Consider the following 14,835-nt stretch of genomic DNA (forward strand, 5'->3'; position numbering starts at 1 on the left):
GTGGCTGTGAAGGCGGGGATCATTTACAACGAAGGCAAGCCCGTGGCTGCGGAACTAGCCATCCACGTCCGCCAACTGCTAGAGCGCCAAGGCTGGGATGTTCAGGTTGCCACCGGAATTGGCGGGATCTTGGGCTACTCGCGTCCAGATAGCCCAGTGTGTCATACCCCCATTGATCATTTAGTCCCGCCGGGCTTTGATGGAACGATGACCTTTGCTGTCGTTCTGGGAGGGGATGGTACGGTGTTGTCAGCCTTCCGCCAGCTTGCCCCCTGTGAAATTCCTCTGTTAACCATTAACACCGGTCATTTGGGGTTTTTAACCGAAGGCTATGTGGAAGACCTTGACCCAGCCCTTGAGCAAGTGTTGCGAGGGGACTACAGCATTGAAGACCGGACAATGCTGACGGTACAGGTACTGCGCGATCGCACCGTCATATGGGAAGCGCTGTCCCTCAACGAAATGGTGATTCACAAAGAACCCCTTACCGGCATGTGCCACTTTGAGGTCGATGTGGGTGCCCATGCGCGGGTGGATATTGCCGCAGATGGCTTAATTCTTTCAACCCCCACCGGCTCCACCGCCTACGCCCTATCGGCAGGGGGGCCGGTGATTACCCCCGGTGTAGCTGCACTGCAACTGGTGCCCATCTGTCCCCATTCCTTAGCGTCCCGCGCCCTTGTCTTTGCCAATAGTGAGCCGGTGTGGATCTATCCGGCAAACCCCTTTAAGCATTTAATCTTGGTGGTAGATGGCAATGCAGGCTGCTACATTCAACCGGAAGATCAAGTCTTTGTCCAGCAAGCTCCCTATCGTGCCCGTTTTATTCGCTTGCGCTCCCCAGAATTTTTCCATGTGCTGCGGCAAAAACTGGGCTGGGGGTTGCCCCATGTTGCAAAACCTCGTCGGGACGATCCATGCCAATGATGCCAAGGGAAACAGTTGCCAGCCGCATTCAGCAGTTGCGACATCTGCTCCAAAAGGCGAGCTACGCTTACTATGCCCTCGATCGCCCCATTATGGAGGATGCGGTTTACGACCAACTCTACCGCGAACTGCAGGATCTGGAGGCAGCGCATCCCGAGTATATTACCGCCGATAGCCCCACCCAGCGGGTCGGGGAAGCACCGGTCAGCCAGTTTGCCAGTGTCGTGCACCGCATTCCCCTCTATAGTCTTGAAAATGCCTTTACCCTAGCGGACATGGTGGCGTGGCAGGAGCGGTGGCAACGCTATTGGCGTAATTTAACCGGAGATTCCCCGCCAGCGGCGGCGTATATCTGTGAGCTAAAGATGGATGGGGTTGCCCTTGCCTTGACCTATGAGAACGGTCTGCTGGTGCGAGGGGCAACCCGTGGGGATGGCACCCGCGGCGAAGAGATTACCAGTAATGTGCGAACAATCCGTGCGATTCCGCTGCGCCTCAACCTCGAGACCCCACCGGCCATCCTTGAAGTCCGGGGAGAAGCGTTTTTAGGCCTTGACAGATTTCATCAACTCAATCAAGAGCGGCAAGCCCAAGGAGAACCGCCCTTTGCTAACCCCCGTAATGCGGCGGCTGGCACCCTACGCCAATTAGAGCCACGGGTAGTCGCGCAACGGCAGCTCGATTTTTTTGCCTATGCCCTGCATCTGCCCGATGGCGGGGTTGTGCCCCTAGACCCGCAGCGCCAGACCTACGGCCAACCCCAATCTCAACGCCATGTCTTAACAGCGTTACAACAACTGGGGTTTCGGGTTAATCCTGAGTATGCTGAGTGCCCTACCCTAGAAGCAGTGCAAGCCTACTACAACCATTGGCAAACCGCTCGCCATGACTTGCCCTACCTCACCGATGGCATTGTTGTGAAGCTCAACGACCTGAGCCTACAGCAGCAGTTGGGCTTTACTCAAAAATTCCCCCGGGGCTGCATCGCTTGGAAGTACGAACCGGAACAGGCGATTACCGATGTGGTGGCCATTACGGTGCAGGTGGGACGCACGGGTGCCCTGACTCCTGTGGCTGAACTTGAGCCAGTGCTGCTAGCGGGGACGACGGTTTCGCGGGCAACGCTGCACAATGGCGATCGCATCGCAGAATTAGATTTACACATTGGCGACAAAGTGGTCATCCACAAAGCGGGGGAAATTATTCCAGAAATTGTGCGTGTGTTCCCAGAACTACGGCCTAGGACGGCTGAACCCTTTCAGATGCCTAGCCATTGCCCAGAGTGCCACTCCCCAGTGGTGCGGCCTGCCGATGAAGTGGTGACCCGCTGCGTCAATCCTCAGTGTCCTGCAATTGTGCGGGGGCAGATTCTTCACTGGGCCAGTCGCGATGCCCTAGATATTCAAGGGCTGGGGGAAAAATTGGTACAGCAGTTGGTGGCCAGCCAACAGGTGCGGACTGCCGCTGACCTCTACCGCCTTAGGCTCGAAGACCTCGTTAACCTAGAGCGCATGGCAGCAAAGTCAGCTCAGAAACTTCTGCAGGCGATCGCCCAGTCCAAAACCCAACCGTGGCCGCGGGTGCTCTACGGACTTGGGATTCGCCATGTGGGCAGCGTCAATGCCCAACTGCTAGCAGAGGCATTTCCCGATGTGGATCAACTTGCTTGTGCCCCCCACGAGGCCATCTGCGCCATTCACGGGATTGGCCCAGAAATCGGCCAAGCGGTGTACGATTGGTTTCGCACCCCCGCTCACCAAGCCCTGATTCAAGATTTGAAAACCTTAGGCTTGCAATTGGCACAGCGTCCAGCCACCACCACAAACCAGCCACTACGGGGCAAGCGATTTGTGATTACGGGCACACTGCCGACCCTCAGCCGCGACCAAGCCAAACAACTGATCCAAGACCACGGCGGCAAAGTCAGCGAGAGCGTCAGTGCCCAAACGGACTACGTCGTGGTTGGCGAAAACGCAGGCAGTAAACTCCGTCGTGCCCAAGCACTGGGCATTCCCTGCCTCAATGAAACAGAACTTATAGAAATGTGTCATTAAGCAAAAATCCGTGGGAGTACGGAACCACTTGCCCGCAGAATCTTTTAGCCTAAAAAGTGTAAAAGTAATAGTTTTCGTTTAACAGCCCAATTTGAACCGTCAAGTTTGAGCGCCACTGCGGGGATCACGACAAGCGACTATGGTATCTGTAACACCTCATCCATCTGCTCGGGACACCACCTCCATGCCGACTGTTTCCGCCCCAACCTACCAACACCAGCTTCATCAAGCCCATCCCGCCCGCACCAACCACTATAGCCTCCGCGACTACTTGCAGTTTAGTAGTGCCCAAGGTAGCATTCGGGATTGGTACGATCAGCGAGTCATGCTGGTCACAGAGGACTTTGTCATTGGGTTGGTGCAGGGCTTAGAGGAAGAAGTCGGCTCTGCCTCCGCCTTGGTGATGTACAAAATAGGTGAAGAATGGGGCAAACGGGATGCCGTTGTATTTAGGCAACACTTTGAGCAGGATTACAAGCGTGAACTGCGCAAGGCTGCCCTCACCTTCATTCTAGAAGCATGGTGGTGGCCGTTTACCACCCAAGGCTGGGGCAACTGGGACGTTGATTTGACCGAGCAAAAAAATGGATTTATGTTCATCAACATTTTTGACTCGGTGGTAGCGCGCACCCTTGGGGATGTAGGTAAGCCAGTGTGCTACATCTATGCCGGATTGTTTGCGGGCTTCTTTACAGGGCTGATTCAAAAGCCCTTGGGCTGCATTGAGCTTCAGTGCTATGCCATGGGGGAGACCTACTGCAAGTTTTTAGTCGGGAAACAGGATCGTATTGATGCGGCGGCCTTTTGGCAAAACGAGGGTGCCACAGCCCGCGATATTGAAAAGCGTTTACGACAGGGGGAGTTGGTGACCAACAAAGGGTGATGTAGTACCGCGCTGCGGTGATTGTTTTCGTATTTAGTGTTCATTTGCGAGGATTTTCCTATGTTCCGTCAGTTAAATCACTTGACCGTTAGTGCCGATGGCCGTTATGCCCGTGCGGAAGAGTTGAACTTCCTGCGGGATTACCTCGCCTCGGTGGACACCCGCATTAGCGCCTACGAAAAAATTCGTGCGGAAGGCGAGCTGATGGCAGATAAGATTCAAGCTAAGCAAAAGGCTGAAAACCCTCACTGTTTTCACTACGGCCAACGCGACCACAGTGAAATTTGCCGCCGCGATCTGGTAGATGCCATTCGGTTGTCTGCCTCCGCCATGCTCTTTGCCGAACTCGATCTGATGCGGGACAACTTCCTGCTGTGGTACCGTACCATCGTCAAAGCCTTTAACTACGAGACCATGGCGGATTCTACCTACGGCAAACTGCTGCCCGCGATGATTAAGCAGCTTCTCACACCAGAAGAACAGCGGGTGATGCAACCCGTTCTTGCCCTTAGTAGTTCAATTTTGTCAAAATAGACACTATAGCAGGCTCTGGAACGCCACCTGCTTGTATTGTCCACTCACTTCACGGAAGCATATGCTGCGCCAACTTGAAAAACTCAGCCTTGAGGCCGATGGCCGCTATGCCACGGCAGCGGAGCTACAGTTTCTCAAAAACTATCTCGCTACGGCTGAGCAGCGCATTAGTGCCTACGAAAAAATCCGTGATGCGCAGGAGACGATTATTGAGCAGGTGGATCAACAATTGTGCTCCCCAAACCCCCATATTTTCCGCAAAGGGAATCAAGACTATACCGCAGTCTGTCAGCGCGATCGCAGAAGTGTTTTGCGTCTGGCGGCAGCGGCGATGCTTTTTGCCGATTTAGATGCCCTGCGGGATGGGTTCTTGCTCTGGTACCGTACTATTATCAAGGCCTTTAAGGATGAAAAAGCGGCACGGGTGACGTATCAGGTTCTACCGACGGTCGTGAATCAAGTCCTTGGGGCGGAAGAAGCACCGTTGATGACGCCTGTCATGGCCTTAACCCAGTCCATTCTTGGGGAATAGCCAACAACAAGCCAACGGTTCGGGTCGCCGATCCAAGGGTGCTGCTCTAAATGCGCTACCCTAGAATCACCAGCAGTGGATCGTTAGGTTAGGTGATGTTTTTCAGCAAGTTCCTTGGCGATCGCCGCTATAGTATTAACTGAGATTCGTTGGGATACACAAGGGCATGACCATATCGGCGCAATTGCTGCAACGAGCAGACTTGATCGGCACACAGGTAATTACCCGAGACACCGGTCGTAAACTGGGCGTCATTAACCAAGTTTGGGTGGATATTGATCAGCGGCAAGTGGTCGCCTTGGGTGTGCGCAATACGCTGTTTACCGGCGAGCAACGTTTTGTGCACCTCGACAGCATTAGTCAAATTGGGGATGTCATTCTCGTCGAAAACGACGATGCTGTAGAGTCGATGAATACCTATAACTACAGCACCCTCATTGATAACGAGATTGTTACGGAAACTGGCGAAATTTTGGGTAAGGTACGGGGGTTTAAGTTTGATCCTCAAACTGGGGAAATTACGGATCTAATTTTGGCCTCCCTAGGGCTACCGTGGATTCCAGCCCAACTCATTAGCACCTACGAGTTGCCGGTCGAGGAAATTGTCAGTACAGGCCCCGATCGCATTATTGTCTTTGAAGGGGCAGAAACCCGCCTCCAACAATTGACGGTTGGCCTTCTAGAGCGCGTGGGGCTGGGGGCACCGCCGTGGGAAACCGATGAGGATGAATACTACCAACCGGTGACCCCTAGTAGTAATCAGTTGCCTTCTGGGGCGCGATCGCCAGTGTATCCTCCCCAGCGCAGCCGGGCTGAGTATCAAGATGATTGGGAAAATACCCCCCGCCGTCGCCGTCGTCAATCCGAGACCTATGATGACTACGACACCTCCTACGACGAGGAGTACGAGTATGAACCGGTGCGTCCACGGCAAGCCAAGCCGCCGGCTAAGGTTATCCCTGTTGATTTACCTGAGTCTGAACCGCAATCAGACCCATGGGAGGAACCCCAGCCCATGAAACTAGAGCAGCGGCAGCAAGAAGAAGAATACGATTATTAGCGTTTGTTATCCCGAACAGACCTCTCTGATAGCACGATGGGTTTGGCGATCGGTAAACCTCATGGCCTTAGGGAGGATTACGTCGAAGGCTTACCTACGTGTGCTGCTCTAGTAAGGGAGATTGAATGCAATATATTTATCTGCATGGGTTTGCCTCGTCACCTCGCTCTAGTAAAGCACAGTACTTTAGCGATCGCTTCCGGGAGCTGGGGCTGTCCCTGCTCACGCCCGACTTGAATCAGGGGGATTTTTTTCACCTGAGCCTGAGTCGTCAAATTCAGCAGGTGATCTCTCTGCTGCGGCAGGACGAACTAGTAACGCTGATTGGTTCTAGTTTTGGTGGCTTGACGGCGGCATGGGTGGCGCAACGCTGCCCCCAAGTCAAGCAGTTATTTTTGCTGGCGCCGGCCTTTGAGTTTGCGGCGCAGTGGCTACCACGTCTGGGGCCTCAGCTTCACCAGTGGCAGCGGACTGGCTCGTTGGCGGTCTATCACTACACTGAACAGCGGTGGCTGCCCTTAAGCTATGGGTTTGTCGAAGATCTGCGCACCTATGATGACGCGGCGTTACAACGTCCGGTACCAACGCTCATTTTCCACGGCACTGCGGATGATGTCATTTCAGTGGCGGCCAGTCGCCACTACAATGAAGGGCGGCCTTGGGTGAGCCGTGTCGAACTTGACAGTGACCATACCCTCACGAATGCCCAAGAGGCGATTTGGGGAATGATGTATCCTTTGATTTATCAGCAGTTACAGGTTGTGTCCTAAGGGTTTCATGTCTGACAGTGGCGATCGCCGGTTACCCCATACTGAAATAGATGCACCGACCCTGCGGCTGGGGCGCAATCCGGGACTACAAGTGCGCCATGATGAAGTTGAGCGTTCGTTGCTGACCCCCATGCTACAGCACTACGCCGATCTGAAGGATGCTTATCCCCAAGCGTTGCTGCTGTACCGCGTCGGTGACTTTTACGAAACGTTTTTTCAGGATGCCTGTACCGTTGCCCGCGAACTAGAACTGGTTCTAACGGGGAAAGAGGGGGGCAAAGAGGTCGGGCGAGTTGCCATGGCGGGGATTCCACACCATGCCCTAGAGCGCTATTGCCGCACCCTCATTGAAAAGGGCTATGCCATTGCCATCTGCGATCAAGTCGAAGATCCGGCGCAAGCCCAAGGACTCGTCAAGCGGGAAGTGACCCATGTGTTTACTCCGGGCACCGTTTTAGATAGCGAATTACTCCAACCCCGCCGCAATAATTTTCTAGCAGCGGTGATTCTCTCAGGCCATCACTGGGGGCTCGCCTATGCTGATGTCTCAACGGGGGAATTTTGTACCACCCAGGGGGGCGATCGCGCCGATTTGGTTGCCGAGCTAAATCGCCTTCAACCCGCAGAAGTCCTGATTCCCAGTGAGGCACCCGACCTCAACCGCCTGCTGCGCCCCCACGAGGCCAAAGAGCACCTGCCAGCAGACTTACCCAACCACTGGTGCTATACCCTGCGATCGCCCCACGACTTTCATGCCGCTGAAGCACGGCAACGCTTGTGTCAGCGCTTTCAGGTGAAGTCCCTTGAAGGCTTTGGCTGCGAGCATCTCACCCTTGCCACCCGTGCCGCTGGTGGGCTACTGGCCTATTTAGACGAAACCCATCGCCAGCAAACCGTCCCCCTGCAAAACCTGAGCACCTATTCCCTACAGGAGTACCTCTTCTTAGATCCGCAGACCCGCCGTAACCTCGAGCTCACCCAAACCGTTCGTGATGGGAGCTTTCAAGGCTCCTTGCTGTGGGCGATTGATCGCACCACGACGGCCATGGGAGGGCGGCTCCTGCGGCGTTGGCTGCTGCAACCCTTACTTAACCTAGAGCAGATTACCGCCCGCCATGATGCTATCGCTGAGTTAATGGCCAACAGTGGCCTGCGGCAAACCCTCCACCGCCATCTTCAAGAAATTTACGATCTCGAGCGACTCGCAGGACGGGCTGGCTCTGGGACGGCGAATCCCCGCGATCTCGCAGCATTGCGGGATTCATTTCGCACCTTAGTGTCCCTTGCGGCGGCTCTGAAGGAGGTACACTCTCCCTACCTGTGTGCCCTAGCAACGGTGCCCGCTGAGATTGAACAGTTAGGGGAAACCCTAGCCGCTGCCCTTGTGGAGCAGCCCCCCATCAGCTCGACTGAGGGAGGAATTATCCGCAGTGGCGCGTATCCCGATCTCGATCAGCAACGCCTGCAAATTGAGCAGGATCAACAGTGGATTCTCAATCTCGAAGCTCAAGAACGCGAACGCACGGGTATTCCCACCCTCAAAGTGGGCTATACCAAAGTTTCGGGCTACTACCTCAGTGTCTCCCGTGCTAAGGTGAGCCAAGTCCCCGACACCTACATCCGCAAGCAAACCCTCACCAATGAAGAGCGCTTTATTACCGCTGAACTGAAGGAGCGCGAAGCCCGCTTGATGGGGGCGCAAAGCCACCTTTTTGAGCTAGAGTACCAGTACTTTGTGCAGTTGCGTGAGCAGGTTGCCGCCCATGCCACAACGATTCGAACCCTTGCCGCCGCGGTGGCCGCAGCGGATGCCCTCCTCGGCTTGGCAGAGGTAGCGCTGTACCAGGGCTACTGCCGCCCCCAGATGACCCTAGATCGGCGGCTTGAGATTTGCGCGGGTCGTCATCCCGTGGTCGAGCAACTGCTGCCCGCTGGGTTCTTTGTGCCTAATGAGACACGGCTGGGGGATAAGGCAGACTTAATGATCCTGACCGGCCCCAATGCCAGTGGCAAAAGTTGTTATCTGCGGCAAGTCGGACTCATTCAACTGCTGGCGCAAATGGGCAGCTATGTGCCTGCCACCCGCGCCACCCTTGGCCTTTGCGATCGCATCTTTACCCGCGTGGGGGCTGTTGATGATCTGGCGACCGGCCAATCCACCTTTATGGTGGAAATGAACGAAACCGCCAACATTCTTAACCATGCGGGGTCGCAGTCGTTGGTCTTGCTCGATGAAATTGGTCGCGGTACCGCTACGTTCGATGGCTTGGCGATCGCGTGGTCTGTGGCAGAATATTTGGCGACAACGCTGCGATCGCGTACGATTTTTGCCACCCACTACCACGAACTGAATCAACTGGCCTCGCTGTTGCCAAACGTGGCCAACTTCCAAGTGGTGGTGAAGGAACTACCGGAGGAAATTATTTTTCTGCACCAAGTGAAACCTGGTGGTGCCGATCGCTCCTATGGGATCGAAGCAGGGCGTTTAGCGGGCTTGCCTCCCGTCGTAATTCAGCGGGCACGGCAGGTGATGCAACAAATTGAAAAGCACAGCAAAATTGCGGTTGGCTTGCGCAAAAGTCCACTATACGACCCACAGACCGCCGCAGTACCAGATCAAGGAGAACTCCCCTTTTGATCCCATTCGTTAGAATTGAAAATGTAACGTTTTGTTAACTAGGGGGATCCGTGATTGTTCTGATGAAGTTACCCCCACCGCTGCGGCATACCCTCCTGAAGGTCTTGCTAGCGGGGCTGTTATTTTGGTCGAGCATTGCAGCACTGCTGCCGACACTGCCCCTATACATTGCTGCCCAAGGAGGCAGTCCCCACCAAGTGGGGATTGTCATGGGTGCCTTTGCTGTTGGCTTAATCGTTTCTCGGTCGTGGCTAGGCCCATTGGCGGACAACCGCGGGCGCAAAATTACGCTCTTGATTGGTTTGGCGGTGGCGGCGATCGCCCCCCTTTTTTACATGGTCAGTCATAATGTGCCCCTCCTGATTGCGGTGCGCCTCCTCCATGGTGTAAGCATCGCAGGCTTTACCACGGGTTACATGGCACTCGTGACCGATATTGCCCCACCTCGCCATCGCGGGGAAATCATTGGTTACACCAGCTTAGTCCATCCCATTGGGGTGGCCGTGGGGCCAAGTTTGGGCAGTTGGCTTCAGCACACCTATGGCGACCACTGGGTCTTTGTCGTGGCCAGCGCCTTAGCGACCTTGGGAATCATTGCGGCGGCGGGGGTTCGCCCCGTTGCCCTAACCTCAGAGGGGCTCGCTACTGATAACGATTCCAAACCCCTATTTTGGCGACTCTTGCTCTCAGAGCGGTTGCGGATTCCCACCCTAGTGATGCTCAGCGTGGGTCTCACCTTCGGCACGATTGCCACCTTTATTCCCCTCTTTATTGCTGCCGAACGGATCGATCTCTCCGCTGGCGTGTTCTACACCGCCGCGGCGATCGCCAGCTTTATGGGGCGGGTGGCCACCGGCTCAGCCTCCGATCGCTGGGGACGCGGCATTTTCATCTCCAGTAGTCTGGTGTGTTACGTCGTGTCTATGGTGTTACTGGCCCAAGCCGAAACACCCTTAGACCTTTTGTGGGCAGCCATCCTTGAAGGATTAGCCGGTGGCGTACTCATTCCCATGGTGGCGGCCTTAATGGCCGATCGCTCCCATCCTAACGAGCGGGGACGAGTCCTCAGCCTTAGCCTCGGCGGGTTTGACCTAGGGATGGCCTTGGCAGGACCGCTGCTCGGGGTCTTAATTGTGCCCCTCGGCTACCGCATTCTCTTTCGCATGGCCGCAGGGTTTAGTTTGCTAGGGCTAACCGTCTTTTTAACCGCTAGCAGCAAAAATATACCAGATTCCCTGCGCTTTGCCCTCGGCATGGGGCGCGATCGCTATGCCCTCTAGCAAGCCATTGGCGATGATTCTTCGCGATTCACAAGGGATTCGTTACAATTTGTTGAGATCACCCACTACAGAACGCCGCGTGTCAACTCCAGCTTCGGTTACCTTTATGCCCACAGGCAAATCCTATCGGTGGAATCGAGAACACTACTCGAAGACTCGCCGCTTTTTTGACATTTGGTTCTTTGTCTGGCGATTTCTGGGCGGTCGCTGGCTGTTGGGAAAGGCATGGAGTTACTGGGGGGGGATGACCGATGCCAAACGCGCCGCTCGCCGTCGCGCCCAAGCCATCTGGATTCGGGAAACCTTTCTCGACCTAGGCCCAACCTTTATTAAACTCGGGCAACTCTTCTCCACCCGCGCCGATCTCTTTCCCACCGAATACGTCGAAGAACTCAGTAAGCTTCAGGATCGGGTGCCCGCCTTTAGCTACGACCTTGTAGAAAAAATCATCTACGAAGACTTTGGCCGCCGCATTCCCGAACTCTTCCGCAGCTTTGACCCCATTCCCATGGCCGCTGCCAGCCTCGGCCAAGTTCACAAAGCCCAACTTGTCTCTGGCGAAGAAGTCGTGGTCAAAGTACAGCGCCCCGGATTACGGCAACTCTTCGACATTGATCTGGCCATTCTCAAAGGCATTACCCGGTACTTCCAAAACCATCCCAAATGGGGTCAAGGTCGCGACTGGATGGGCATTTATGAGGAGTGCTGCCGCATCCTTTACGAGGAGATTGACTACCTCAACGAGGGACGTAACGCCGATACTTTTCGGCGTAACTTTCGGGATCGCGAGTGGGTCTGTGTTCCGCGGGTCTATTGGCGGTATACCTCACTGCGGGTACTCACCCTTGAATACTTGCCCGGAATTAAAATTAGTCACTACGAGGCGCTTGAGGCAGCAGGATTAGACCGCAAGCGCTTAGCTGAGCTAGGGGCCAAAGCCTACCTCTACCAAGTGCTCAACGATGGCTTCTTTCACGCTGACCCCCATCCGGGCAATATTGCCGTTAGCCCCAGCGGCCAACTGATTTTCTATGACTTTGGTATGATGGGTCGCATCCAAGCGGTCACCCGCGACAAATTACTCAGAACCTTTTTGAGTATTGCCCAGCGGGATGGTGAGCAGGTGGTACAGTCCCTAATTGAGTTGGGGGCGTTGGTTCCCACTGGGGACATAGGGCCGGTGCGTCGCTCGATTCAATATCTTCTAGACAACTTTATGGATCAACCCTTCGAGGTGCAGTCCGTTGCCCAAATTAGCGATGATCTCTACGAAATTGCCTACGATCAACCGTTTCGCTTTCCCGCTACCTTTACCTTTGTCATGCGAGCATTTTCGACCCTAGAAGGGGTAGGCAAAGGACTCGACCAAGACTTTAACTTTATGCAAGTTGCTCAACCCTTTGCGAGTGAACTGATGACCAACGGAAATTTCTCAGACCCCAACAATGGCAGTCTCTTTTCCGAGATCAGCCGCCAAGCTGCCCAAGTGGGCACCAGTGCTATTGGCCTGCCCCGTCGCCTCGACGAAGTGCTCGATAAACTGGAAAATGGAGATCTACGGTTGCGGGTACGCTCTAGCGAAAGCGATCGCATTTTACGACGCTTAAGTAATATTAATTTAGGCTTAAACTACGTTGTTCTCATTGGCAGCTTTTCGCTGGCGGCAACGATTCTACTGGTCAACCAGTATATTTTGTTAGCGGGTGTGGCAGCCGCCTTAGCGGTATGGTTGGGTATCCTCTATTGGCGACTCATGCTTAAACTCGATAAGTATGAAAAAATGTTTTAGAATACAGCCCAGGACAGGAGGGTCATGGACGTTGCTGGCTTGACAGACTGTGGTCTCATTCGCAAAAGCAATCAAGATGCTTTTTACATTGACGAAAAGAATCATCGTTTTTTCATTGTTGCTGATGGAATGGGAGGACACGCAGGCGGAGAAGAGGCTAGCCGTCTAGCGGTAGAGCACATTTATCAGTATTTAGACGCTCACTTGCAAGAGTTAGAGTACGACCCAGTCACGCTGTTGCGTCAAGCCTTTCTGGCTGCCAATGAGGCCATTGTGGAACAGCAGCAGCAAAATGCTGGTCGTGCGGATATGGGCACTACGGCAGTTGTGGTGTTGTTAGATGACAGTCGGGACGGGGCATGGTGTGCCCACGTGGGGGATTCACGCATTTACCACTGGCGTAGGGATGAACTGCGCCAAATTACCCAAGATCACACCTGGATTGCCCAAGCAGTACAGTTGGGCAGCTTAACCCTTGAGCAGGCGCGGCAGCATCCATGGCGGCATGTGCTCTCCCAGTGTTTGGGACGGGAAGATTTAAGCCAGATTGATATTCAACCCATTGATCTGGAGCCGGGCGATCGCCTGCTGCTGTGTACCGATGGTCTCACCGAAGAACTCACCGATGACGTGATTAGTATTTACCTCAGCGAGCCAAATGTGGAAAAAGCGGCCACAGCGCTGGTCCATGCCGCTAAAAACCATGGTGGCCGTGACAATGTGACTGTTGTGGTCGTCGGAATTTAGGGTGTCAATAGTCGTTGGACTCGATCGCGATCGTCAAGATGCCCCACTAAGCGCCGGACGGGTCTAGGGTGTACCCGCACCAATGTGGGGGTAGCCGTCACCTGATCTTCTTCGGCAAACTCTGGTTGCTTTGTAACATCTACAACCTTCAGGGTATAGGGAACCGTTAAACACTGACTGAGAAGGGCATGGAGATTTTTTAGGGCATGCTCCACCGCACTGGTTTCACTTGCCACGTAAAGGCGCAAGACATAGCGGTCTGGTTCGGTGAGGCGGGGAATAAAACTACTGGCGGGGGAGACCTGCCGCAAATCATAGACCAAGTGGTGATGCTCCCACAGTTGTGGGAAATCGGCACGGTAAGACTCAATGGCAAGGCGATCGCACGGATGTTGCGGATCCTCCACCAATTGCCACAGCAGTGTTTTTTGATCTGGCAAGGCAAAAAGGGCATCTAGCAGCGGGCGGTGCGGCCATGCGAACGGATAGACCTCCGCTGCCACCCGTAACAGTTGTTGCTCCTCGTCAAACCAGTAATCAACCGCAGCACTGTAGCAGGGGACGAGAAATAACGGCGGCTCCCGCAGATCGAGGAGTTGCTGCAGCGCATGACAAAGGTCTTGGTGCCAGTGCCCTTGCTTGGTGCTATCGCGACAGAACACCACATCCTGACCAGGAGTAAACAGGGCAAGCCCTTTGTATAGTATTGGCCTGATCACAGAAAACCTCCGAGAAGCCCCGCACCTTCAGCTCGGGGAGGGACAGGAGCGGCAATTGAGAGGGGTTCAATACCCCCGAAATTGCCAGGTTTAGTACGCTTGTTTTTCATAGTCACGGGTGAGAATATAAAAGGATGAAACAAACTCTGACACTAGTTTGCAAACTTGCAACCACACCCGAACAAAATGCCAAGATTGAGGCAGTGCTTCAGGCGTTTGCTGCTGCTTGCAACTATGCCAATGAGCGAGTCAAACCCAAAACAACCAGCAAAACAACGATTCAGTCGTTGGTCTATAACGACCTGCGAGAACAGTTTGGGTTGAGTGCTAATCAGGCAGTCAGGGTTTGTGCCAGGGTTGGGGCGAATCGAAAAACAGCCAAAGTGAAGGGCAAACCTGTCAAAGCGTTTCGTCCAACTTCGGCAGACTACGATGCCCGAATCTTCTCTTTTCGGGAGACGGATTGGACAGTCAGCCTGACCCTGCTGGGATGTAGAGAACACATCAAACTGGACATAGGACACTACCAGCGCGGCCAGCTGAAGGGGCGTAAACCCACTTCGGCTCAACTGTGCAAGCACAGAGATGGACGATACTACATCCACATTCAACTGAGCGATGAAGCTCCTGAACCCATTCGGTCGGACAAGGTGATTGGCGTTGATTTCGGTCGGCGTGAAATCGCTAAAACTAGTACCGATAACGGTTGGGATGCTCAGCAGTTGAATCAAGTCCGAGATCATTTCGCCAAAGTGAGAGCATCGCTCCAGCAAAAAGCCTCGAAGGGCACACGGTCGAGTCGGCGTCGATGCCGACAAGTCCTGCAACGGCTGTCGGGGAGGGAGAGACGTTTTCAGCGATGGCTCAATCATTCCATCAGTGCATCCATCATTCAGATCGGA

At 54.4% G+C, this 14,835-nt stretch carries 13 protein-coding genes; 12 read left to right on the forward strand and 1 reads right to left on the reverse strand.

All coding sequences use genetic code 11. From position 1 onward, the window contains the following. The 11 genes from L5220_RS10635 to L5220_RS10685 all read left to right on the forward strand — a co-directional run bounded on the left by L5220_RS10635 (position 1) and on the right by L5220_RS10685 (position 13,214). Positions 1-927, forward strand: coding sequence for an NAD(+) kinase (locus L5220_RS10635; RefSeq protein WP_499500175.1), 927 nt, complete (start codon positions 1-3; stop codon positions 925-927). After that, positions 918-2,981, forward strand: coding sequence for an NAD-dependent DNA ligase LigA (ligA, locus tag L5220_RS10640; RefSeq protein ID WP_499573486.1), 2,064 nt, complete (start codon positions 918-920; stop codon positions 2,979-2,981). Before L5220_RS10635 ends, ligA begins: the two co-directional genes overlap by 10 nt. 184 nt (positions 2,982-3,165) lie before the next feature. Beyond that, the gene (locus L5220_RS10645; RefSeq protein WP_448527793.1) at positions 3,166-3,864 is read left to right on the forward strand and encodes a V4R domain-containing protein; all 699 of its coding nucleotides are present in this window, start codon (positions 3,166-3,168) and stop codon (positions 3,862-3,864) included. Between the two features lie 60 nt (positions 3,865-3,924). Then, a complete protein-coding gene (locus L5220_RS10650; RefSeq protein ID WP_099797790.1) occupies positions 3,925-4,398 on the forward strand; it encodes a bilin-binding protein in 474 nt (157 codons plus the stop codon). 61 nt (positions 4,399-4,459) lie between these two features. Continuing rightward, positions 4,460-4,930, forward strand: a complete 471-nt coding sequence (locus tag L5220_RS10655) for a bilin-binding protein (protein ID WP_099797792.1) — start codon at positions 4,460-4,462, stop codon at positions 4,928-4,930. 166 nt (positions 4,931-5,096) lie between these two features. After that, positions 5,097-5,990, forward strand: coding sequence for a PRC-barrel domain-containing protein (locus L5220_RS10660; RefSeq protein WP_099797794.1), 894 nt, complete (start codon positions 5,097-5,099; stop codon positions 5,988-5,990). 125 nt (positions 5,991-6,115) lie between these two features. Further along, the gene (locus tag L5220_RS10665; RefSeq protein ID WP_448515199.1) at positions 6,116-6,760 is read left to right on the forward strand and encodes a YqiA/YcfP family alpha/beta fold hydrolase; all 645 of its coding nucleotides are present in this window, start codon (positions 6,116-6,118) and stop codon (positions 6,758-6,760) included. Between the two features lie 130 nt (positions 6,761-6,890). Next, a complete protein-coding gene (gene mutS, locus L5220_RS10670) occupies positions 6,891-9,398 on the forward strand; it encodes a DNA mismatch repair protein MutS (protein WP_499573501.1) in 2,508 nt (835 codons plus the stop codon). 62 nt (positions 9,399-9,460) lie between these two features. Further along, positions 9,461-10,678 (forward strand): MFS transporter, encoded by a 1,218-nt coding sequence (locus L5220_RS10675; RefSeq protein ID WP_499573488.1) that lies wholly within the window; start codon positions 9,461-9,463, stop codon positions 10,676-10,678. Between the two features lie 106 nt (positions 10,679-10,784). Further along, positions 10,785-12,467 (forward strand): ABC1 kinase family protein, encoded by a 1,683-nt coding sequence (locus tag L5220_RS10680; protein ID WP_499573502.1) that lies wholly within the window; start codon positions 10,785-10,787, stop codon positions 12,465-12,467. A gap of 24 nt (positions 12,468-12,491) precedes the next feature. After that, a complete protein-coding gene (locus L5220_RS10685; RefSeq protein WP_448515196.1) occupies positions 12,492-13,214 on the forward strand; it encodes a Stp1/IreP family PP2C-type Ser/Thr phosphatase in 723 nt (240 codons plus the stop codon). Here L5220_RS10685 and L5220_RS10690 read toward each other — a convergent pair. Next, positions 13,211-13,933 carry a circadian clock KaiB family protein gene (locus L5220_RS10690; protein WP_448527787.1) on the reverse strand — a complete coding sequence of 241 codons (723 nt, stop codon included), beginning with the start codon at positions 13,931-13,933 and terminating at the stop codon, positions 13,211-13,213. The two genes, L5220_RS10685 and L5220_RS10690, sit on opposite strands and share 4 nt — an antisense overlap. A 134-nt stretch (positions 13,934-14,067) precedes the next feature. Here L5220_RS10690 and L5220_RS10695 point away from each other — a divergent pair. Next, a partial coding sequence (locus L5220_RS10695; protein WP_499573491.1) for a nuclease/transposase family protein occupies positions 14,068-14,835 on the forward strand: 768 nt, incomplete at its 3' end.

It is taken from the genome of Synechococcus sp. PCC 6716, assembly GCF_022570815.1.
GTDB classification, from domain to species: Bacteria; Cyanobacteriota; Cyanobacteriia; order Thermosynechococcales; family Thermosynechococcaceae; genus Thermosynechococcus; species Thermosynechococcus lividus.

Bases quoted from the DNA above. Each gene is read 5' to 3' on its own strand.
- mutS (WP_499573501.1), top strand. From the start codon at position 6,891: ATGCTACAGCACTACGCCGATCTGAAGGATGCTTATCCCCAAGCGTTG.
- L5220_RS10665 (WP_448515199.1), top strand. From the start codon at position 6,116: ATGCAATATATTTATCTGCATGGGTTTGCCTCGTCACCTCGCTCTAGT.
- L5220_RS10660 (WP_099797794.1), top strand. From the start codon at position 5,097: ATGACCATATCGGCGCAATTGCTGCAACGAGCAGACTTGATCGGCACA.
- L5220_RS10685 (WP_448515196.1), top strand. From the start codon at position 12,492: ATGGACGTTGCTGGCTTGACAGACTGTGGTCTCATTCGCAAAAGCAAT.
- L5220_RS10650 (WP_099797790.1), top strand. From the start codon at position 3,925: ATGTTCCGTCAGTTAAATCACTTGACCGTTAGTGCCGATGGCCGTTAT.
- ligA (WP_499573486.1), top strand. From the start codon at position 918: ATGCCAATGATGCCAAGGGAAACAGTTGCCAGCCGCATTCAGCAGTTG.
- L5220_RS10645 (WP_448527793.1), top strand. From the start codon at position 3,166: ATGCCGACTGTTTCCGCCCCAACCTACCAACACCAGCTTCATCAAGCC.
- L5220_RS10680 (WP_499573502.1), top strand. From the start codon at position 10,785: ATGCCCACAGGCAAATCCTATCGGTGGAATCGAGAACACTACTCGAAG.
- L5220_RS10655 (WP_099797792.1), top strand. From the start codon at position 4,460: ATGCTGCGCCAACTTGAAAAACTCAGCCTTGAGGCCGATGGCCGCTAT.
- L5220_RS10675 (WP_499573488.1), top strand. From the start codon at position 9,461: ATGAAGTTACCCCCACCGCTGCGGCATACCCTCCTGAAGGTCTTGCTA.